Source organism: Pedococcus sp., from assembly GCF_036000045.1.
Taxonomy (GTDB): domain Bacteria; phylum Actinomycetota; class Actinomycetes; order Actinomycetales; family Dermatophilaceae; genus Pedococcus.
The window spans coordinates 1-21654 of the sequence record NZ_DASYGF010000075.1 but is presented as its reverse complement, the minus strand read 5'-3'; the positions used below and the strand labels follow the sequence as shown (position 1 = coordinate 21654).

Below are 21654 nucleotides of genomic sequence, written 5' to 3'. Positions count from 1 at the left end.
ATCAGGGACCAAAGCCACGACCACGTCACAAGGCTGCGAGGCAGGCATGGATCCCTGCAATGCCTGATAACCGGATCTGCCGAATTGAGGATGTTGCCTCACAGCGCGTCGGCCGCGGAAAGGGGGTGGAAGCACCAATCTCCGTTGGCGGTGCTGACTCTTCAGCAAGGATGGAGCCATGATGTCCGCCGGGCTGATCGCCACGTCCGCACTCGTCGTGTCGGTGCTGGGTGCATGCGGGACTGGAGCGCCCCCAGTCGGCTCGGGCAGCGCGGGGTCTGCGTCTGCCACGAGTGGCCCGCCCTGCGTCGCGGCCGGCCCGAAGGTGGACCTCGGAGCTCTGGCGTACGACCAGGTCCCGACTCGACACGTCCGGACCCGGGCTGGCTGGTATCGGATTGCCGCGACCGGTTTCCTTCACGGGGGTTTGCTGGACCCGCCCGTGGGCCGCACCACCGTCGTCTGGGGGCTCGCGTCCACACCCCCCGTCTACCATTCCGGCCCGTCCACCGTCTCGGGCACCCTGGCGACCACTGATGTCGTCGAGGGCCAAGCTTCATTGGTCAAGCTGCCAGCTGCGACCTTGTGGTTTCTCAACACATATGGAGCCCGGCTCACCCTTCAGGGCTGCTCGCCTGCTACGCCAAGGCTGGTCCCCGCCGGATAGACAACTGCATCAAGAGAGCTGCCGTTGACCGGAAGCATGCCTCAGCGGTTCGTCCGGACATGCCGGCGTTCAGCGCGGTCTGTGATTCGGTTCCGTCATCTGAGCTTCGACGGGGTAGCGTTAGCGCGCTGCCTTCTGGTTCCAGGCTCCAAGCGTCGCCGATGGTCGACCGCAGCTGTTCGCGGGCCAGTTGGAGGCGCTTGGCCGCGGCCGCGTTTTCAGTCCCATCACGATTGCTTCCACCGGTTCACGCCGCTGCCGGGCGAGCATGCCGAGGGTGCCGTGGTGCGATGCGTGTGACTCGGCGTTTCCCGCGCACGCCGGTCTTGTCGTGGGCCTACGGTGCTGCACCGGCTGTCACGGGGCAGTGCCCCGCATGGTGCCGATGGGCGTGTACGCCATGCTCGGGTCCAAGATCGAGCAGATCTGAGCCACCTTCGATGACGCCTTGTTCGTGGCGTCGACGCCCGGGAATAGGTCCAGCGAGCTGTCATCCGTCCACGCATTGGCGATCGCTTGGGTCTGGCGCATTCCGGCGACAGTTCCTCTAAGGGCTGTCACCAACGCCGACCCATTGGCGGTTGAGGTGTCCGACTCGAGATTGCCGGCCATGACCCTGAACGTGTCCTCGATCTCGCCGAGGTCGGTTGTACGGGTCAGCATCTCGCTCACCTTGGCGTCGTCGGCGGGAGCCTGGCGGTGGTACTCCTTGCATGCCGCGAGGTCCGCGGCGGCTGCAGTCATCGAGGCGGCCTTCACTGATGCCACCGGCTGCGGCGTGTGGGCTGGGGTGCTGGAGCACCCCGCCAGAACCAAAGCCAACACACCCCACGCACCCCGACGCCTGACCATGGCCGTCACCTTCTCACACGCCCCGGACCCAGGCGGGGCAGTTCGCCCGAACCCAGGATCTACCGGCAAGGGTATGAGGGTCTCGAGACTCAGACCTTCCCCAGGTGAACGTCCGGACGTGCCGCGATCCGATCTGTTGAGGCGGTCTCCTGCAATCCGCCACCACACGTGGGAGCCTGCGAGAGACTGAGCTCGTGTTCAGTCGCTTGAGGAATCGCTCCAGCAAGGGGGACGCGCCCGACGATGCCACCCTTGCTGAGGCCATGGCTTCTCTTGCCGAAGCCTTCGTGAATGGCATCGCCACCGAGGGACACCACTTCGACTACGCGGTTGCAAACGCGGCCCGACTTGACGCTGTTGTCGACCTCTTCCTCGCCAGCCAACCCGGAAAGAACGATGTCCACAGCATGCAAGCCCTCATGGGTGCCTACGTCGGAGAACTCATCACCCGCAACGGAGGCGGGCGCTGGCGCTACAGCCTCGAGGTGGACGCGCCCTCGGTCATCCTCACCTCAGGGCTACAGGCGTTCCCAACCTTCAAGGTCGCCAAACGCCTCCACGTCGGCTCAGAGCACAGCATCGCTCAGTTCATCGAGACATCAATGTCCGGGGTGCTGCCGCCCGGGGCGCGCCGCATGAAGCACTGATTGTCGGGACCACCCGTACTCCGGTCAGCGGCGTAGACGCACGAATCTCTACCCGAGCACACCACGGCATGCGCTTCGCGGCGGAGGGCGAGTCGGCCAATGCCCGGATCTGCCGCGATCCGCGCGCCGAGTTGACGCCCATCAGTTAGAGCTCATCTGTCGTCCCGCGATCCGATGGAACTCAGCCGGGGGAAGTATTTTGACGAATTGACCTCTGAAAAGCCATCAAGGCGGCGCTTCGCGCCGCTGGGCCAGGGCCCCGCGATGGGGCCCCGCGCTTAGGCGCTTCGCGCCACGCGCACCCCACCGCACCCCGGCCCTCCCAACGCAAAGTCGACGCGATGTTGCCCGGTCGTTGGCACTGCAGCCCAGGATCCTCGCGGTCAGATCTCACCTTCGAGCCGCCGACCCGACGCCGCAGCATCCGCCAGCCCTCCGAGCCGGTCAAGCCCTCGGTCCCAGGCTGGTCCAGGTGCACACTCCGTGTACCGCCGGGCCACCATGGCGCGCAAAGGGAGGGCTTGACAGCCTCTGCGGCCTGCCTACTGGCTCCGCTATGGGTCGGTGGCTCTCTCGTGGCCTGAGACAGAGACGAATCGGCTAGGAGGGAGCAGACAGCCACGGGCAGGTCCACGACGTCGCCTACCGAAAAAGTCTGGGAATGCCTGTGCGGGTGAGCGGGCTTTGCTCCATCATCAAAGGCCAGAAGGCATCACCACGCCCAGCGCCACCTAGGGGAGGATCAGCGGTGTCCGAAACGGGTGGGCCCAACGAGCGCGACTCCGACGGTGCCGCGCCAACGCAGGGCCACGAGCAGCTCACCCACCGCGGCCGGGCAGTCATATTGGGCGCTCACAGCGCGATCCTGCTCGCCTGCCTCCCCGTTCTCCTGCTCACGGTGGCATTCAGCCTGTTCGAGGGCGGCGACCTCGCTCTCAAGAGCCGACTGCAGGCCTGGGCCCTGTTTGCGATCTGGGGAAACCTGGCCTGCGCGGTGGTGCTTGGTAGCACGGCCGTCCGGTACTACCGGGGTAAGCCCGTCAGTCGGGGGTTGGTGAGGAGTGCCTCGGGCCTGCTGTTGGGGCTCGCGGCTGGCTGGGCCTGGGTCTACCAGGGCCAACTGGTGACCGACCCCTCGGTGCTGTGCCTGTGGGTCGGCCTGACCACCCCAACGCTCATCGCCTTTGCCGCCCCCCGATGGCACCGAACCGGTCGAAAGCAACAGACCGCCTGACCGACCCACGTGGCCTTGACCAAAATGGTTCCGCGGTGGCATGCCTTGCTAACGACTTTGCTAACCGGAGGGTCTCCGGCGACGGACATGGGTGGACTCGATTCTCCTCGGGCAAGCACGAACCGGAGACAGCCCATGCCACGAGCCCGGGGCGGCGCGAACTTTGAATCAGGATTAGCGACGATGGTTCGATTCCATCCCGGGGAGCACAGGGCTGCGCGGCGGTCGCGCCCGCAGTCATCCGGTTCCTGATGTCACGGATGGCTGATGCTCGGGCCGACCGACGACCATCCGTGACGCGTCGGTCACCGATGGTCGTTCCGACCGTGTCACCCAGGAGGTGGGCGCCCCTCGGTCGTGAGCCGGCTGTACGCATACATGTCCCTGTACTCGTCTCCGACCCGTTCCCAGCGGCGCAGCAGACCCTCGCGGTGGTAGCCGCACGCCTCCGCCGCACGCCACGACCCTTCGTTCCACGGCTCGACGAACAGCTGGAGTCGATGGATGCCATCGAGCGTGCTCGCCCACTGGGACAAGGTCATGAGGGCGGCTCGCGCGTACCCGTGGCGACGGAACGCTGGCGCGACCCAGTAGCCGACGGACGCCCGACCCAGGTGAACCTCGCGGGTCCAGAGCCCGATCTGGCCCACTGCCTCGTCGGTCGTGCTGTCGGCGATGGCGAACGAGTACCCGGCACCTTCGCCCAGGCGGTCATGCTGCCGCTGGATGTACGCAGCCACCTCCTCGGCTCGCCCACTGGCGGGGACGGTCGTGACCAGCGGGATCAGCGGGTCTGATGCGACAGACGCGACCACGTCCTGGTCCTTGGCCGCGAAGGGTCGCAGGAGGACGGGGGGATGCTCGAGTCGCGGCACTGTGGTCGGAAGCACGCCCCTCATCGTTCCGGGATGCGCTGTCAGGGGCAACGCCCGAGGCTGCCGGGAGTGAGGTGGTGGCAGATCGACCTGGATGTGACGAGGCGGGTCGATCTGCCACCACCTGGGCGGGGTGCCGGGGTCAGATGTTGTCGGGCAGAGCGCGCAGGGCCTCGGCGCGGGCGGCGGCTCGCTCGTCCAGCAGTGACCGGACGATGCCGACGGAGGCGGAAACGGTGGCGCCTGGCTCGGTGCCGGCGCTCGTGACCGGGTCCTGCGCGCGCAGGGCCACCGGGACGACCCCTGCCCAGACGGAGTGGTCCTCGCCATCGTCCGGCGCCTCGCCGAGCACGTTGTCGAACCGGACCTTCACGCTCGTGTGGTCGAGTCCGACGCGCAGAACCTGAGTCGCAGCAAGCTCTTTCGCCGTCATGTCACGGATCTCGTCCCGGCGCCCCGGCAGCAGGTGGTCGCCGATGAGCCACAGCGCCTCTTGCTTGAGCTCGGCCGGGACGACGTGGGCGTGGCCGAAGATCATCGCGCTGCGGAAGTTGGCCGAGCTGTCGTTGAGCGAGCGGGCCAGCACGAGGCCGTCCAGGTGCGTGACGCCGACGGACACCGGAACGCCCGAGCCGTCCGCGTCGCGGAACAGCCCGCCGGCGGTGGACCCATGCAGCAGCAGCTGGCGCCCGTTCCCGTCGCCGAGGTCGCCGACGGCATACATGAAAGGCAGGACGACGGGGAGTCCGTCGCGCACGAGCGCGACATGGGCGACCCAGCCGTCGGCGAGGATCTCCTCGAGGACCGCGGGATCGGTGCTCTGCCGGTAGCTCTTGCGGCGGACCTGCAGGTCTGGTGTCTCAGTCATGGACGAGCTCTCCGGGTGGGGGTAGCGGGACTGGCGGTGGCGTTGGCGGTCAGTCTGGCCCGGACTGCCACGTCGGCGCAGCCGATGACGGCGAGCACCCCGAGAACCGTCCGCGGGACCATCAGCGGCGAGGTGACCACGAGGGCCCACGACACCGTCTGCCACGAGCCGAGCTGGCGCGCGAGAGCAGCCCACCCCGCGGTGCGCGCCCACGCGGGGTTCAGTGCGCCGGCCTGCCGGGTAGCATGACGCCGTCTGCCGCACCGCCACCCACCCCCGTTGGAGCTTCGCGAGTGAACTCAGCCACCGGCTCGTCCCGACCTGCCGCCGTCATCGTCCTCGCCGCGGGCGAGGGCACCCGGATGAAGTCCGCGACTCCGAAGGTCCTGCACCGGATCGGCGGACGCACGCTGCTCGGGCACGCGATCGCGGCAGCGCGCAGCGTGGGCCCCGAGCACCTGGCCGTGGTGGTGCGCCATGAGCGAGACCTCGTCGCCGCCCACGTGGCGGAGGTCGACCCGGCGGCCGTGATCGCCGACCAGGACGAGATCAAGGGCACCGGTCGAGCGACCGAGTGCGCGCTCGCAGCCCTGCCGGAGGGTCTCGAGGGCACCATCCTCGTGACCTACGGCGACGTCCCGCTGCTGGATGGCGCCACGCTGCACGCCCTCGTCGAGGAGCACGCCGCGACCCAGAGCGCCGTCACCGTCATCACCGCCCACCTGGACAACCCCACCGGATACGGCCGCATCCTGCGCGGCGCGAGCGGCGACGTGGAGGGGATCGTCGAGCAGAAGGACGCCACGCCCGACCAGCACGCGATCACCGAGATCAACTCGGGCATCTACGCCTTCGACGCGCAGGTGCTCCAGCAGGCCCTCGGCAAGGTCGGCACCGACAACGCCCAGGGCGAGAAGTACCTCACCGACGTGCTCTCCATCGCCCGCGCCTCCGGTGGCCGCGTCAGCGCCCACCTGATCGAGGACCTCTGGCAGACCGAGGGCGTCAACGACCGCGTGCAGCTGGCGCGGCTGGGCAAGGAGCTGAACCGCCGGATCACCGAGCGCTGGATGCGCGAGGGTGTCACCATCGTCGACCCCGACACGACCTGGGTCGACGCCGACGTCGCCATCGGCCGCGACACGACGATCCTGCCCGGCACCCAGCTGCACGGCGCGACGACGATCGGCGAGCGCGTCACGGTCGGGCCGGACACCACCCTGACCGACACCGAGGTGGGCGATGGGGCCGAGGTCAAGCGCAGCGAGGCGATCCTCGCCGTGATCGGCCCCGAGGCGAGGGTGGGTCCGTTCTCCTACCTGCGCGCGGGCACCGAGCTCGGTGCCAGGGGCAAGATCGGCGGGTTCGTCGAGACCAAGAACGCCACCATCGGCGAGGGGGCCAAGGTCCCCCACCTCACGTATGCCGGTGACGTCACCATCGAGGAGGGCGCCAACATCGGCGCGGGCACCATCTTCGCCAACTACGACGGCGTCGGTAAGCACCACACCACGGTGGGCCGCTACAGCTTCGTCGGGTCCAACTCCGTGCTCGTCGCCCCAGTCACCATCGCGGACGGCGCCTACGTCGGGGCCGGGTCTGCGGTCACCGGCGACGTCGACCCCGGCCAGATCGCCGTGGCCCGAGGCCGGCAGCGCAACATCGACGGCTGGGTCGCAGCGGCCCGGGCTGGCACGAAGACCGCCGCGGCGGCCGAGGCCGCGAGCACGCGGCATACCGATGCATCCAGCGAAGGGCGGGCCGAGGCGTGACCGGCATTCTCAAGGCGACCGAGAAGAACCTCATGGTCTTCGCCGGGCGAGCCAACCCCGAGCTGGCGCACGAGGTTGCCGCGCTCCTCAAGACCGAGCTCGTGCCGACCAGCGCCTATGACTTCGCCAACGGCGAGATCTACGTGCGGTACGAGGAGTCGGTGCGCGGGTCGGACGCGTTCGTGATCCAGAGCCACACGACGCCGATCAACGAGGCGATCATGGAGCAGCTGATCATGGTCGACGCCCTCAAGCGCGCCTCGGCCAAACGGATCACGGTCGTGCTGCCGTTCTACGGCTATGCCCGCCAGGACAAGAAGCACCGCGGCCGCGAGCCGATCTCGGCCCGGCTGATGGCCGACCTGTTCAAGACTGCGGGCGCGAACCGCCTGATGGCCGTCGACCTGCACACCGCGCAGATCCAGGGCTTCTTCGACGGGCCCGTGGACCACCTCATGGCGCTGCCGATCCTGTCCGAGTATGTGCGCGACAAGTACGGAGACGAGCAGCTCGCCGTCGTCTCGCCCGACGCGGGCCGGATCAAGGTCGCCGAGCAGTGGTCGGAGCGGTTGGGTGGCGCGCCGCTGGCGTTCATCCACAAGACCCGTGACATCTACCGGCCCAACGAGACCGTGGCGAACCGGGTCGTCGGTGAGGTGCAGGGGCGCGTCTGCGTCCTGGTCGACGACATGATCGACACCGGCGGCACCATCACCAAGGCCGCTGACGCGCTGATGGCCGATGGCGCTGCTGGGGTGGTCATCGCAGCGACCCACGCGATCCTGTCGGGTCCTGCGATCGACCGGCTCAAGGCCTGCACGGCGTCCGAGGTCATCGTCACGAACACGCTGCCGATCGACGAGGCTCACGAGTTCGACAAGCTCACCGTCCTGTCGATCGCACCGCTGATCAGCCGGGCGATCCAAGAGGTCTTCGAGGACGGGTCCGTGACGAGCCTGTTCGACGGGCACGCCTGACGGGTCTCCCTAGCGCTCTCCCTAACCTCTGCTAGCGCTAGCAGAGGTTAGGGAGAAAGGGCGCGGGTGGGGAGAGGACGGGGCGCGGGGTGGGGTGGGGAAGCCTCAGGGGAGGGTGGCGGACTTGCGGGCTCGGTATGCCGCGACGTTGCGGCGGTTGCCACAGCCCCCGTCGCAGTAGCGTTTGGAGCGGTTCTTCGACAGGTCGACGACGGCATCGTCGCAGTCGTCGGCCGCGCAGATCCGCAGCCGGTCGAGCTCGCCGGCCCGGAGGACGTCCACCACCGCCATCGCCGCCTCGACCGCCATCCGGGTGGCCAAGGGCGCGTCGGGCGACGTGGCATGCAGGTGCCAGGACCACTCGCCGTGCCGGACCAGCTGGGGGAGCGCCCCCGCCTCGGCGAGGAGCCCGTTGACGTCCCGGACGGCGGTGTCCTCGTCCGCGGTCCACAGCGCTCGCAGCCTCGGGCGCAGCTCACGGACCGCCTGCAGCTCGGCCTCGTCGTGAGCCCGTGAGCCAGTCCACCCCCACTCGGTGACGAACGCGTCGAGCGCCTCCACACTGGTGAGGTCGTCGGTGCCGGTGGGCCGGGTCGCAGCAGTGTTGACCAGGGCGGCCGCCCCGCGCAGCGCCACCTCGGTGTCATGGGCAAAAAGCATCTTGACTCCTGACTCCACCCTCGTTAGCGTCATCAGTATAAGACGTTTTGCTCATGACGATGGGAACCGCGCGATGACCAGCACGACCAGCCAGCAGGGCCGTCACCAAGGTCTCGGACTATGGCTGGCCCTCGCCTCGGCGGCGACGTTCGGCAGCAGCGGGCCATTCGCCAAGTCCCTGCTCGTCGAGGGCTGGAGCTCGGGAGCCATCGTCCTGCTGCGGGTCTCGGGCGCGACGCTCGTCCTCGCCGTCCCCACGGTGCTGGCGCTCCGTGGCCGTTGGGCGCTCGTGCGGGCCGGCGCCCCGGGCATCCTGGCCTACGGGGCGGTGGCCGTGGCCGGCTGCCAGGTCGCCTACTTCTATGCCGTCCAGCGCCTCGACGTCGGCGTGGCCCTGCTGCTGGAGTATCTCGGGGTCGTCCTCGTGGTCCTCGTGGCCTGGATCCGGGCTCGGCGCGCCCCGAGCGGGCTGACGGGCCTGGGCGTCGTGCTGGCGCTCCTGGGTCTGGTGCTCGTGCTCGACCTCGCGGGGCAGTCCCGGCCCGACCTCGTCGGCGTGGCCTGGGGCCTGGTCGCGGCGACCGGGCTCGCGACCTTCTTCATCCTCGCGGCCGAGGAGAGTGAACTGCCCCCTGTGGCGCTGGCCGGGCTCGGCATGGGCGCGGGCGCCGTCATCCTGGGCCTGCTCGGTGCCGCCGGCGTGATCCCGCTCCACTTCGGCGGTGGTCAGGTCGTCCTCATGGGGCGGCATGCGCCCTGGTGGTTCGCGGTGGGTGAGCTGGCCCTGGTGGCTGCCGCGGTGGCATACCTGCTGGGCGTGACGGCCACGCGCATGCTGGGCGCGACCGTGGCGTCGTTCGTGGGCCTCACCGAGGTCCTCTTCGCGGTGGTCTTCGCCTGGCTCATCCTCGGCGAGCTGCCGGGACTGATGCAGCTGGGTGGCGGGGTCTGCATCGTCGCGGGCGTGGCTGCCGTGCGGGTCGGAGAGCTGCGCAGAGCACGGGAGACCGGTGCGACCGGGCTGGAAGAGCAGACGGATTTCCCTCTGCCCGCAGGCGTCGCCTAGACTCTCGGGGTTGCCTCGGCGAGGGACACCGCACGGCTCAGGCCGGCACCGTCCGTGATCGACGCGGTGGAGCCCTCCGTGCTGCGCCCCGCGTCGAGGCCCACCGCCATCTGGCGAGACCACGTCCCATCTGTCCCAGGAGTTCTCGTGTCTGACAACAAGCTCGTCGCAGAGAAGCGCACGCAGTTCGGCAAGGGCGCAGCCCGCAAGATCCGCCGCGACCACAAGATCCCCGCCGTCATGTACGGCCACGGCGCCGAGCCGGTGCACATCACCCTGCCGGGCCACGACACGATGATGGCCCTCAAGGTCGCCAACGCCCTGCTCACCATCGTCATCGACGGTGACGAGCAGATGGCGCTCGCCAAGGACGTCCAGCGCGACCCGATCAAGCCGGTCATCGAGCACGTCGACCTCGTCGTCGTCCGTCGTGGCGAGAAGGTCACGGTCGACGTGCCCGTCCACGTCGAGGGCGAGGCCGCACCCGAGACCGTCGTCACGATCGACGCCCAGACCGTTCAGCTCGAGGTCGAGGCCACGCACATCCCCGAGAACGTCGTCGTCTCCGTCGAGGGTCTCGAGGCCGGCACGCAGATCAAGGCGGCCGACCTCGAGCTGCCCGCGGGCTCCACGCTCGTCCTCGACGGCGAGACCCTCGTCGTCAACGTCACGGCCCAGATCTCCCAGGAGGCCCTGGACGCCGAGCTGGCCGAGGCCGAGGAGGAGGCCGGCATCGAGCACGAGGAGCCGACCGAGACCGCCGAGACCGCCGAGGGCGCCGAGGCTCCTGCCGCAGAGGCTCCCGCCGAGGAGGCCTGAGCCTCACTCCCTTTGGGTATGCCGGAAGGCCAGGTCCGTCGCGGGCCTGGCCTTCCGGCATACTTGCGGCCCGTGAGCAGTGACAGTGCGGGAGGCCGCTGGCTGGTCGTCGGTCTCGGCAACCCCGGGCCGCGGTATGCGGGCAACCGGCACAACGTCGGTGCCATGGTCGTCGACGAGCTGGCCGCCCGCTCGGGCGCCAAGCTCACGGCCCACAAGGCGCGCGCCGCGGCGGCGACCGTCCGGATCGGGATGCTGGCCGGTGGCGCTCCCGGGCCGGCAGCCGTCGTCGCCGTGCCGTCCTCGTACATGAACGAGTCCGGCGGCCCGGTCAAGGCGCTGATGTCCTTCTTCTCCACTGAGCCCGACCGGCTCGTGGTGGTGCACGACGAGCTCGACATCCCGGCGGGTGACGTGCGCCTGAAGAGGGGTGGGGGCGAGGGCGGCCACAACGGCCTGCGCTCGATCAGCTCGGCCCTGGGCACCAAGGACTACCTGCGCGTGCGGGTGGGCATCGGCCGGCCGCCGGGACGCATGGATGCCGCCGACTTCGTCCTGCGCGACTTCTCCGGCGCCGAGCGCAAGGAGCTGCCGTTCCTCGTGGGAGACGCTGCCGACGCCGTCGAGCTGGTCGTCACTGAGGGGCTGGCGGTGGCGCAGCAGAAGTTCCACTCTCCGGCCTGAACACCTGCGCACCGGCGCTCCCGCCCCTACCGTGAGGGCGTGGGGAACGGACTGGTGCTGGTCGCGGCGGGTGGCCTCGCGCTCGAGACGGCCGAGGCGGCGACGGCCGCCGGCCTGGAGGTCGCGGGCTGCGTCGACGACGACTCGACCCGATGGGGGACGGCGGCCGGAGGCTGGCTTCCGGTTCTCGGTGGGGTCGAGGAGGTGGTCCTGCGTGGCGACGCTCCGCTCGTCCTGTGCGCCGGGAGGGGGGCGGTCCGTGAGCAGCTCGCTGCCCGCCTGGAGGTGGCCGGGGTCGACCCTGGTCGGTACGCCCGGGTGGTCCACCCGTCGGTCGCGGTCCCGGGCTCGTGCTCCGTTGGTGCCGGCACGGTCCTGCTCGCTGGTGTCGTCCTCACGGCTGCGGTCACGGTGGGGAGCCACGTGGTGGCCATGCCCAAGGTGACCCTGACCCATGACGATGTCGTGGGGGACTTCGCCACCCTGTGTGCGGGCGTGACGCTGGGGGGAGGCGTCCGCGTGGGCCGCGCGGCATACCTCGGGATGTCGTGCTCCGTCCGCGAAAGGGTGACGGTGGGGGCCGGGTCGATCCTCGGCATGGGCGCGGTGGTGACCCGGGACGTGCCCCCTGGCGAGACCTGGGTGGGCGTCCCAGCCCGACGGCTGGTCAGTGACTAGTCACTGACCATCTTTCCCGTCAGCCGGGACCAGGCGCGCCCGCGGCTCCGCGCGCTGCGAGTGCGTGCGAGGCGTCGGCAAACGAAGGGAACCGCAGTCCATCGGCTGTTCGGGCCCCCGGACGCTCCCCCCGGTGGCGGACGCGGTTACGCCGGGTGACGTAGGACAGGGTGGGTGGTCCGGCGTCCGGCGCCCGGCGTATGCCGCGAGTTTGCCTCTGCCGCAAGGGCATCCGACCGCTTGTCGCTCCACCAAATGACCTATGGGGAAGCCCTGGTGCGGGACTAGCGTGCTCGGCAGAGTCACTCGGGGGAGAGAGAAATGGCGGAGTCAGCAGGGTGGGGGCGGCGCGAGATCCTCGTGTCGGGACGTGAGACGCAGCTGAGCGCTGTCGGCGCCGGCTCAGCTCGAGCGCAGTCGAACGCACATCGGAGCGGCCGTCGGCGAGACGCCGAGGCTGAGAGGCTGCTGCGCCCACATCGGCTCACCTGGGAGACGCCCTACCGTCGCCGGGCGGTCGCCACGGACCTCGGCATGTCCCTGAGCACTGGGATCTTCGCCGCGCTGACCGTTGCGTCGGACGAGAGCAGGCCGTATCGCCTTGCCCTGGTGGGACTCGTCCCGGTGCTGTGGCTGTCCGCCCTGGCGATGGCTCACGGGTACGAACGCCGCTACCTCGGAGTGGGCCCCGAGGAGTATCGGGCGGTATTCCGTTCCAGCGTGGTCCTCGTCGGCCTGGTTGCGCTGGTCTCCTACGCCCTGCACTGGGACGTGCCTCGCGATGTCCTTGCCGTCGTCGCAGTCCTGCTGGGCGGCCTCGGTCTGTGGGGCCGGGCCGTCCTGCGCAGGGACCTCTACCGTCGTCGAGCCCGCGGCGCGGAGACCCAGGCCACCGTCGTGATCGGCAATGCCAGGACGGTTCACTCCATGATCCGGGAGATCAACCGGGCCCCCGAACAGGGGATGCGCGTCGTCGCGGCCTGCGTCTCGGGCCTCGACGGTCCTCGCGACGCGCCCTCCGACGTGGACGGCATCCCGGTGTTCGGCTACCCGGAGGAGGCCATGTCGGCCGTCGACCTGTTCGACGCCGATGTCGTCGCGGTCTCCAGCGACCCTGACCTCGACGGCGCAGAGCTGCGACGCCTCGCGTGGTCCCTGGAGGAGCGCGAGGTGGACCTCGTGGTCTCTCCGGGACTGCTCGGCGTCGCGGGCCCGCGACTGTCCATCCGCCCCACCGCCGGTATGCCGTTGCTGCACGTGGAGCGCCCCGTCATGTCCGGAGGGCGCAGGGTGGTCAAGGTGGCGTTCGACCGGATCCTGACCGGTGGCCTCGCCCTTCTGGCGCTGCCGCTCATGCTGGTCGTTGCGTTCGTCATCCGCATGGACTCACCCGGGCCGGTCCTGTTCCGGCAGAAGCGAGTCGGAGCCGAGGGCCGGGTGTTCGACATGGTCAAGTTCCGCACGATGTGTGTCGATGCGGAGGCGCGGCTGACGGCGCTCCGGGCCGAGACTGGTTTGGCTCCCGACGCTGGCAACGACGTCCTCTTCAAGATGAAGTCGGACCCTCGGGTGACCCGGGTGGGCCGCTTCCTGCGCAGGTTCTCCATCGACGAGCTCCCTCAGCTGATCAACGTCGCCCGGGGCGAGATGTCTCTGGTGGGACCGCGTCCGCCGCTGGAGCGCGAGGTCGAGGCGTACGAGCCCGACGCGGTGCGGCGGCTTCGGGTGAAGCCGGGCCTGACGGGGCTGTGGCAGGTCAGTGGTCGCAGCGACCTGTCGTGGGACGAGTCCCTACGGCTCGACCTGTGGTACGTGGACAACTGGTGCCTCGTACTCGACCTGCAGATCCTGATGCGCACCGCTCGGGCCGTGCTTCGGGGTGCTGGGGCGTACTAGATGAGAGGTGGCGGGACGTCATGATCGCGGATGCAGGGGGATGCGAGAAGTGGCGATCTGTCGCGCCTAGTGCATTGCCCCCCAACGGGTTCGCCACCGCTGCAGTACTTCCGCACTACCGCATCAGGACGAGGCGCGCCTCCCGCACCCCCGGCAGGGTTGCGTCAGGTGCAGCAGGGCGGTCCGCGAAGGGGGTTGTGGCATGACGCTACGTGTCGGTGTGGTGGGAGCGGGGTACTGGGGCCCCAACCTGGTGAGGACGTTCCGGGCCAGTGGGGAATGGGACCTCGTGGCCGTCTGCGACCTCGACCGGGACCGGGCCCGCCGCGTCATCGGAGAACGCAGCACTGTCGAGGTGGAGACGTCCCTCGACGCTCTGCTGGCGCGCCCTGACCTCGATGCGGTGGCCGTGGCCACGCCCGCTGCCTCCCACTGCTCGATCGCGCTTGCCGCCCTGGACGCGGGCAAGCACGTACTCGTCGAGAAGCCTGTGGCCTCCACGCGCGCCGACGCCGAGCTGATGGTGACCCGCGCCGAGCAGCTGGGCCTGGTGCTCATGTGCGACCACACCTACTGCTACACGCCGGCGGTGCAGCACCTGCGTGCGCTGGCGCACGGCGGTGAGCTGGGCGACATCCTGTTCGTCGACTCGGTACGGATCAACCTCGGGCTCGTCCGAGGAGATGTCGACGTCTTCTGGGACCTGGCGCCACATGACCTCTCGATCCTGGATTTCATTCTTCCGCAAGGACTTTCGCCGCTGGAGGTCTCTGCGCATGGCGCCGACCCGATCGGCGCCGGAAGCTCCTGCCTGGGGTATCTGACGATGCCGCTGCCTGGCCACGGCATGGCAAGCATCCACGTGAACTGGCTCAGCCCCACCAAGATCCGGCACATGGTCATCGGCGGCAGCCGCAGGACCGTCGTGTGGGACGACCTGAACCCCCAGCAAAGACTCTCCGTCTATGACCGCGGCGTTGACCTCGACCTCACAGCGGAGACAGCTGACGCCGCCGAGCGGCGTGCGGTCAACGTCAACTACCGGCTCGGCGACATGCATGCGCCGGCGCTGCCCGAGCGGGAGGCGCTGGGCGCGATGGTGGCCGAGTTCGCGTCGGCCATCACGGAGGAGCGCGCACCGCTCACGGACGGGAACGCCGGGCTGCGGGTCCTGGCCGTACTCGAGGCCGCCTCCGAGAGCCAACGCCGCGCGGGCGCGATGGCCCCTGTGGGTATGCCGATGGGCCGGTCACTCGCCGCGGCCTCGGTGGGCGTCGGCTGGGGAGGTGCGTGGTGAGCTCCTTGAAGGGCGCGACCGTGCTGGTCACGGGGGGCGCGGGAACGATCGGGTCGACGATCGTCGACGAGCTGTTGTGCGCAGGCGTCACCCACGTCGACGTCCTCGACAACCTGGTGCGAGGACGGGTCGAGAACCTCGGCTGGGCCCTGGCATCCGGCCGGGTCAGCCTGGTCCGGGGCGACCTGCGGGACCGTGACCTCGTCCACGACCTGACCTGCGGCAAGGACCTGGTCTTCCACCAGGCGGCAATCCGGATCACGCAGTGTGCGGAGGAGCCGCGCCTGGCGCTCGAGGTGCTCGTCGACGGGACCTTCACCGTTCTGGAGGCGGCGGCCGAGCACCACGTCGACAAGCTGGTCTTCGCCTCCTCGGCGTCGGTCTATGGCCTTGCCGAGGAGTTCCCGACGGGGGAGCGGCACCACCACCACAACAACGACACCTTCTACGGTGCCGCGAAGTCCTTCAACGAGGGCATGGCGCGCAGCTTCCGGGCCATGTCCGGTCTCGACTACGTGGGCCTGCGGTACTTCAACGTCTACGGGCCCCGGATGGACGTGCACGGCCTCTACACCGAGGTGCTGGTGCGGTGGATGGAGCGGATCGCCGACGGCGTGCCGCCGCTCATCTTCGGTGACGGGCAGCAGACGATGGACTTCGTCTTCACGCGCGACATCGCGCGGGCGAACCTGCTCGCGGCGGCGAGCGAGGTGCGCGAGGGGATCTACAACGTCGCCAGCGGCACCGAGACCAGCCTGCTCGGGCTGGCAGAGGCGCTGCTGCGCGCGATGGACTCCGATCTGTCTGTCGAACACGGTCCAGATCGCGCGGTCAACGGCGTCACGCGCCGGCTGGCCGACACCCGGGCGGCCGCGAGGGATCTCGGGTTCCACGCTCAGGTCGGTCTCGAGCAGGGACTACGTGAGCTGGTCACGTGGTGGCAGCCCCAGCGTGAGGCTGTGGCCGCGGGCAGGGGAGTGCGTGTGTCATGAGGCGACTCGGTCTGGACCATTCGCGGATACGCCGCGCCCTGTTCGGCCTCGTGGCGAGCGCGGCGATGGCGTTGGGCTCGCTGGTGGTCCTGCCGGCAGGTACGGCGGCCGCGGCCAACCCGTGTGGTCCCCCGGTCGTGAGCGTGATCGCCTGCGAGAACACGCAGACGGGTGACCCGGCCAGCGACTGGCAGATCTCCGGCTCCGGGTCGTCGACGATCCAGGGCTTCGCGACGTCGATCAGCGTGAGTCCGGGCGAGACCGTCCAGTTCAAGGTCAACACCCCGTCGAAGAACTACCACTTCGACATCCTTCGCCTGGGTTACTACCAGGGCAACGGAGCCCGCAAGCTGGCGTCTGGCCTCAAGCCGAGCGTGGCTCTGCCGCAGACCCAGCCGGCCTGTCTCAACGACCCCAACCCCACGGGCTTGATCGACTGCGGGAACTGGGGCGTGTCGGCGTCCTGGACTGTGCCCACGACCGCGGTGTCCGGGGTGTACATCGCCCACCTGGTGCGGGACGACGTCACGGGTGCGGCGAGCCACATCGTCTTCATCGTGCGCAACGACACCAGCCACTCCGACGTCCTGTTCCAGACCGACGACGAGACGTGGCAGGCGTACAACACCTATGGCGGCAACAGCCTGTACTCCTGCACGGTGAACTGCCCGCCGGGCACCCCTCACGCGTACCAGGGTGCCGCGAAGGTCTCGTACAACCGGCCGTTCCACAGTGCGGATGACGACCAGGGCCACAGCTGGTTGATGTATGCCGAGTACCCGATGATCCGGTTCATGGAGGCCAACGGCTACGACGTGTCCTACACGACCGGTATCGACGTCGGCACGGCCGCCGGGGGCGCCCTGCTGACCAACCACAAGACCTTCATGACGGCCGGTCACGACGAGTACTGGTCGGGCACCCAGCGCACGAACGTCGAAGCGGCCAGGGACGCCGGGGTGAACCTGGCCTTCTTCACCGGCAACGAGACGTTCTGGAAGACCCGGACCGAGCCGAGCATCGACGGCACGGCTACGGCCGAGCGAACCCTCGTCTGCTACAAGGAGACTCACTACGACGGAGTAGTGGATCCCAAGGACCCGCCGACGTGGACGGGCACCTGGCAGGACCCGCGGTTCAGCCCGCCTGGCGATGGTGGGCGGCCGCAGAATGCTCTCACCGGCCAGCTCTTCGTCGTCAACTCCGGAACTACGGACATCAAGGTCCCGGCGGCCTACGCCAAGCTCCGGTTCTGGCGCAACACGCCGGTGGCGAGCCTGACCGGGTCACAGTCGGTCACGCTGGGCGCCGGCGACGGGACCCTGGGTTATGAGTGGGATGCCGAGCCGGACAACGGCTTCAGGCCGGCGGGTGAGTTCGACCTCTCCTCCACGACGTCGACCTCGGCCGAGGTGTTCACCGACTACGGCAGCACCACCCAGACCGGGAGCACGGCCACCCACCACCTCTCGCTGTACCGGGCCCCCAGCGGGGCGCTCGTCTTCGGGGCAGGGACGGTCCAGTGGTCCTTCGGGCTGGACAGCGCCGGAGGAACGCCCGACCCGACGATGCAACAGGCCACGGTCAACCTGTTCGCTGACATGGGCGCCCAGCCCTACGCGCCGATCTCCGGGGTGACCCGCGCGACCGCCTCGGCTGACACGGCCGCCCCGACCTCCACGATCACCTCGCCGGCGAGCGCGGCCAACCTCGGTGACGGCACCAAGGTCACCGTCTCGGGCACGGCCTCGGACACCGGCGGCGGCGTGGTGGCCGGGGTCGAGGTGTCCACCGACGGCGGCAGCACCTGGCACCCGGCCACCGGGACGACCAGCTGGACCTACAGCTGGACCGTGCACGGCAGCCCGACCGCGACCATCAAGACCCGCGCAGTGGACGACTCGGGCAACATGGAGACACCCTCTGCCGGTGTCACCGTCGACGTCGGCTGCACCTGCTCGATCTGGGGCACGTCCAGCGCTCCGACCAAGAGCGACTCGGGCACCGCGACGGCCGTCGAGGTCGGCGTGAAGTTCAAGTCCGACGTGTCCGGCAAGGTCACCGGCATCCGCTTCTACAAGGCCAGCACGAACACCGGAACCCACGTCGGGAACCTGTGGACCGCCTCGGGCACGAAGATCGCCTCGGCCACGTTCTCGGGTGAGTCGGCCTCGGGGTGGCAGCAGGTCAGCTTCGCCAGCCCCGTCCCGATCAATGCGGGCACCGTCTATGTCGCTTCCTACTTCGCCCCTTCAGGTCATACCGCCCAGGACGACTCGTACTTCTACCCGAACCCCTCCCCACTGCCCCAGACCTACAGCACCGTGGACAGCCCACCACTGCACGCCCTGCGCAACGTCAACGGCACCGTCAACGGCCTGTTCCAGAACAGCAGCACGAGCACCTTCCCGATGGGAAACACCAACGCACGCAACTACTGGGTGGATGTGATGTTCACCCAGAACACCGGACCCGCGACCGTGCCGGGAGTGGCGTCGTCCGTGACGGCGACGCCCGGGCACTCCTCTGCCGTGGTCAGCTGGACGGCGCCTTCGGACGGCGGCAGCCTCATCACCAGCTACATGGTGACGCCGTATGCCGGCTCCACCGCCTTGGCGCCGACGACCGTCTCCGGTAGCCCACCGGCCACCTCGGCGACGGTGACGGGGCTGACCAACGGCACGGCATACACGTTCACTGTGGCGACGACCAACGCGGTCGGCACCGGGGCCGCCTCGGCGGCGTCGAACGCCACCACTCCGTCGTCGCTCAGCTGCAGCGCGTGCACGATCTGGCCGGCGTCGGCGACGCCGACGAGGCCGGACGAGGGTGACCCTCAGTCGACGGAGCTGGGTGTGAGGTTCAAGGCCGACCTCAACGGGGTCATCACGGGGATCCGGTTCTACAAGAGCACATCCAACACCGGGACCCACATCGGGAACCTCTGGGCCGCTGACGGGACCAAGCTGGCGACTGGGACGTTCAGCGGGGAGAGTGCGACGGGCTGGCAGAAGCTGACGTTCGCGAGCCCTGTGCCGGTCACGGCCGGTGCGGTGTATGTCGCCTCCTACTTCGCGCCGAACGGGCACTATGCCGGAGACAGCAGCTACTTCGCCTCCGCCGGCGTGGACAACGTCCCTCTGCACGCCCTGAAGGACGGGGTCAGTGGGGCCGACGGTGTCTACAGCTACAGCGGCTCCAGTGTCTTCCCCGTCAGTACCTTCAACTCCGAGAACTACTGGGTTGACGTCAGCTTCGCCACCTCACCGGCGACGGTGCCAGACGTCCCCACGGGTGTGAGCGCGACGACTGGTGACCAGTCCGCGACGGTGACCTGGACTGCGCCGGCCGACGGTGGCAGCCCCCTCGGGAGCTACATCGTCACTCCCTACTCGGGAACGACGGCCCTGGCGCCGACCACGGTGACGGGCACGCCCCCGGCCACGAGCACCACCGTGACGGGGCTGACGAACGGCACGGCGTACACGTTCACTGTGAGCGCGGTCAACCCAGTGGGCACGAGCGCGAGCTCCGCGGCATCGACCCCGGTCGTGCCCGCGGTACCCACCGTGCCGGGCTCGCCAGGGAGTGTCACCGCCTCGGCCGGCAACGCCTCGGCCCAGGTGAGCTGGACCGCGGCCGCCAACAACGGCAACGCCGTCACGAGCTACACCGTCACGCCCTACCTCGGCTCCATCGCGCAGGCCGCCAAGACGGTCGCGGGCAGCCCGCCGGCGACGACCACGACGGTCACCGGTCTGACGAACGGCAGCACCTACACCTTTGTCGTCAGCGCGACCAACGGAGTCGGGACCGGGCCGGCGTCGGCCGCCTCGAACCCCGTCGTCCCGTCGACCGCCGGCTGCGCGAGCGTGTGCTCCATCTGGTCGGCGACGGCCACGCCGACGACCCCTGACGAGAACGACCCCCAGTCGACGGAGCTGGGCGTGAAGTTCAAGGCGGATGCCAACGGCTCGATCACCGGGATGCGCTTCTACAAGAGCACCGCCAACACCGGGACGCACATCGGCAACCTGTGGACCTCGACCGGGACCAAGCTGGCCACCGGGACGTTCACCAACGAGTCGGCGTCGGGCTGGCAGCGGCTGACCTTCGCGACACCGGTGCCGATCACGGCCGGGACCGTCTATGTCGCGTCGTACTTCGCGCCGGTCGGACACTACGCAGGGGACTCGGGTTTCTTCGCCACCGCCGGCGTGGACAACCCACCGCTGCACGCCCTCAAGGACGGGGTCAGCGGGGGCAACGGGGTCTACGGCTACGGCTCCGCGAGCGCGTTCCCCACGAGCACGTACAACTCCGAGAACTACTGGGTCGACGTCTCCTTCGTCAGCGCCCCGACGGCCCCAGCCGCGCCGAGCGGCGTGACCGCGACGGCCGCCAGCGGCTCGGCCGCGGTGAGCTGGACGGCGCCGTTCACCGGTGGCAGCCCGATCACCGGCTACACCGTCACCCCGTTCTCCGGGACCACCGCCCTGACACCCACCGTCGTGACCGGCAACCCCCCCTCGACGAGCGCAGCCGTGACGGGGCTCACGAACGGGACTGCCTACACGTTCAAGGTGTCGGCGACCAACGCAGTCGGCACCGGACCCGACTCGCCCGTGTCGAACACCGTCACGCCCGTGACGGTGTCCGCCCCCGGTACCCCGACCGCCGTCACGGCCAACGCGGGGAACGGCTCGGCGACCGTGAGCTGGACCGCGCCCTCCAGCGGCGGCGACGGCATCACGAGCTACACGCTCACCCCGTACATCGGCACGACCGCGCAGTCGCCCACGATCGTTGCGGGCAGCCCCCCGGCGACCGCGGCGACGGTGACCGGGCTGACCAACGGGACGATATACACGTTCACGGTGTCGGCGACCAACGGAGTCGGCACCGGGCCGGAGTCTGCGCCCTCGGGCGCGGTCACCCCTGCCACCGCACCGGCTGCGCCTCCAGGCGTCACGGCCACTGCAGGCCCGGGATCCGCGGTCGTGAGCTGGACCGCGCCCTCCAACGGTGGCAGCCCGATCACCAGCTACCGCGTGACGCCGTACGCCGGGTCCACTGCTCTGACGGCCACCACGGTGAGCGGTAGCCCACCGTCGGCGTCCGTCACCGTGAGCGGCCTGACCAATGGCACGGCCTACACCTTCACCGTGTCCGCCACCAACACCATGGGGACCAGCCCCGACTCCCAGCCTTCACCGGCGGTCACCCCGGCGACGACTCCTGAGGCGCCGACTGCCGTGAGTGCCACGGCTGGGGACGCGTCCGCGACCGTCAGCTGGACTGCGCCCGCCAACGGGGGCAGCGCTATCACCGGCTACACCGTGACGCCGTATGCCGGTGCCACGGCTCTCGCGCCGACCACTGTGAGCGGCAACCCGCCCGCCACCACGGCGACGGTGACCGGGCTGACCAACGGCACGGCATATACGTTCACCGTCTCGGCGACCAACGCGGTGGGCGCCGGAGCGGCCTCGGCGGCCTCGTCCGCTGTCACTCCGGTCGCTGTGACCGCACCGGCTGCGCCCACTGCGGTGACGGCGACGGCGGGTAGTGGCTCGGCGGTGGTGAGCTGGACTGCGCCCTCCAACGGTGGCAGCGCGATCACGCTGTACACGGTGACGCCGTACATCGGCACGACCGCGCAGGCGCCGA

General features: G+C 69.5%; 16 protein-coding genes. 12 read left to right on the top strand and 4 right to left on the bottom strand.

Translation table 11 applies throughout. The features are described 5' to 3' along the window. Positions 1-1024 precede the first annotated feature (1024 nt). The gene (locus VGN50_RS11760) at positions 1025-1411 is read right to left on the bottom strand and encodes a hypothetical protein (RefSeq protein WP_327444976.1); all 387 of its coding nucleotides are present in this window, start codon (positions 1409-1411) and stop codon (positions 1025-1027) included. A 302-nt stretch (positions 1412-1713) separates the two neighbouring features. On the opposite strand from VGN50_RS11760, the gene VGN50_RS11755 reads away from it, so the two are divergent. After that, positions 1714-2166: a hypothetical protein gene (locus tag VGN50_RS11755; RefSeq protein WP_327444975.1), complete on the top strand. Its 453-nt coding sequence runs from the start codon at positions 1714-1716 to the stop codon at positions 2164-2166. 748 nt (positions 2167-2914) lie between these two features. Further along, a complete protein-coding gene (locus VGN50_RS11750) occupies positions 2915-3400 on the top strand; it encodes a hypothetical protein (RefSeq protein ID WP_327444974.1) in 486 nt (161 codons plus the stop codon). A 329-nt stretch (positions 3401-3729) separates the two neighbouring features. Here the strand turns inward: VGN50_RS11750 and VGN50_RS11745 are convergent, their stop codons facing one another. Beyond that, on the bottom strand, positions 3730-4290 hold the full coding sequence (locus VGN50_RS11745) for a GNAT family protein (RefSeq protein ID WP_327444972.1): 561 nt from the start codon (positions 4288-4290) through the stop codon (positions 3730-3732). Between the two features lie 127 nt (positions 4291-4417). Then, positions 4418-5143 carry a pyridoxamine 5'-phosphate oxidase family protein gene (locus VGN50_RS11740; protein WP_327444971.1) on the bottom strand — a complete coding sequence of 242 codons (726 nt, stop codon included), beginning with the start codon at positions 5141-5143 and terminating at the stop codon, positions 4418-4420. 293 nt (positions 5144-5436) lie between these two features. On the opposite strand from VGN50_RS11740, the gene glmU reads away from it, so the two are divergent. Continuing rightward, positions 5437-6915, top strand: a complete 1479-nt coding sequence (gene glmU, locus VGN50_RS11735) for a bifunctional UDP-N-acetylglucosamine diphosphorylase/glucosamine-1-phosphate N-acetyltransferase GlmU (RefSeq protein ID WP_327444970.1) — start codon at positions 5437-5439, stop codon at positions 6913-6915. Next, the gene (locus VGN50_RS11730; RefSeq protein ID WP_327444969.1) at positions 6912-7892 is read left to right on the top strand and encodes a ribose-phosphate diphosphokinase; all 981 of its coding nucleotides are present in this window, start codon (positions 6912-6914) and stop codon (positions 7890-7892) included. The genes glmU and VGN50_RS11730 overlap by 4 nt, the downstream gene beginning before the upstream one ends. 105 nt (positions 7893-7997) lie before the next feature. Here the strand turns inward: VGN50_RS11730 and VGN50_RS11725 are convergent, their stop codons facing one another. After that, a complete protein-coding gene (locus tag VGN50_RS11725; RefSeq protein ID WP_327444968.1) occupies positions 7998-8552 on the bottom strand; it encodes a CGNR zinc finger domain-containing protein in 555 nt (184 codons plus the stop codon). 73 nt (positions 8553-8625) lie between these two features. Here VGN50_RS11725 and VGN50_RS11720 point away from each other — a divergent pair, with 73 nt between their 5' ends. The 8 genes from VGN50_RS11720 to VGN50_RS11685 all read left to right on the top strand — a co-directional run. Next, positions 8626-9618 (top strand): DMT family transporter, encoded by a 993-nt coding sequence (locus tag VGN50_RS11720; protein ID WP_327444967.1) that lies wholly within the window; start codon positions 8626-8628, stop codon positions 9616-9618. Positions 9619-9765: 147 nt separating this feature from the next. Beyond that, positions 9766-10437 carry a 50S ribosomal protein L25/general stress protein Ctc gene (locus VGN50_RS11715; RefSeq protein ID WP_327444966.1) on the top strand — a complete coding sequence of 224 codons (672 nt, stop codon included), beginning with the start codon at positions 9766-9768 and terminating at the stop codon, positions 10435-10437. Between the two features lie 72 nt (positions 10438-10509). After that, entirely contained in the window at positions 10510-11121 is a 612-nt protein-coding gene (gene pth / locus VGN50_RS11710; RefSeq protein WP_327444965.1) for an aminoacyl-tRNA hydrolase, read from the top strand. A 39-nt stretch (positions 11122-11160) separates the two neighbouring features. Further along, complete coding sequence (locus VGN50_RS11705) at positions 11161-11799, top strand: NeuD/PglB/VioB family sugar acetyltransferase (protein WP_327444964.1); 639 nt, start codon at positions 11161-11163, stop codon at positions 11797-11799. A gap of 534 nt (positions 11800-12333) precedes the next feature. Beyond that, entirely contained in the window at positions 12334-13695 is a 1362-nt protein-coding gene (locus VGN50_RS11700; RefSeq protein ID WP_327444963.1) for a sugar transferase, read from the top strand. A gap of 202 nt (positions 13696-13897) precedes the next feature. Beyond that, complete coding sequence (locus VGN50_RS11695) at positions 13898-14992, top strand: Gfo/Idh/MocA family oxidoreductase (protein WP_327444961.1); 1095 nt, start codon at positions 13898-13900, stop codon at positions 14990-14992. Next, positions 14989-15984, top strand: a complete 996-nt coding sequence (locus VGN50_RS11690; RefSeq protein ID WP_327444960.1) for an NAD-dependent epimerase/dehydratase family protein — start codon at positions 14989-14991, stop codon at positions 15982-15984. The genes VGN50_RS11695 and VGN50_RS11690 overlap by 4 nt, the downstream gene beginning before the upstream one ends. Further along, the coding region (locus tag VGN50_RS11685) for a DUF4082 domain-containing protein (protein ID WP_327444959.1) at positions 15981-21654 on the top strand (5674 nt) is incomplete at its 3' end. The genes VGN50_RS11690 and VGN50_RS11685, both read left to right, overlap by 4 nt.

Excerpts from the sequence above, each read along its gene's own strand:
- VGN50_RS11760 (WP_327444976.1), bottom strand. The coding sequence starts at position 1,411 with ATGACTGCAGCCGCCGCGGACCTCGCGGCATGCAAGGAGTACCACCGC.
- VGN50_RS11720 (WP_327444967.1), top strand. The coding sequence starts at position 8,626 with ATGACCAGCACGACCAGCCAGCAGGGCCGTCACCAAGGTCTCGGACTA.
- VGN50_RS11725 (WP_327444968.1), bottom strand. The coding sequence starts at position 8,552 with ATGCTTTTTGCCCATGACACCGAGGTGGCGCTGCGCGGGGCGGCCGCC.
- VGN50_RS11695 (WP_327444961.1), top strand. The coding sequence starts at position 13,898 with ATGACGCTACGTGTCGGTGTGGTGGGAGCGGGGTACTGGGGCCCCAAC.
- VGN50_RS11740 (WP_327444971.1), bottom strand. The coding sequence starts at position 5,143 with ATGACTGAGACACCAGACCTGCAGGTCCGCCGCAAGAGCTACCGGCAG.
- VGN50_RS11700 (WP_327444963.1), top strand. The coding sequence starts at position 12,334 with ATGTCCCTGAGCACTGGGATCTTCGCCGCGCTGACCGTTGCGTCGGAC.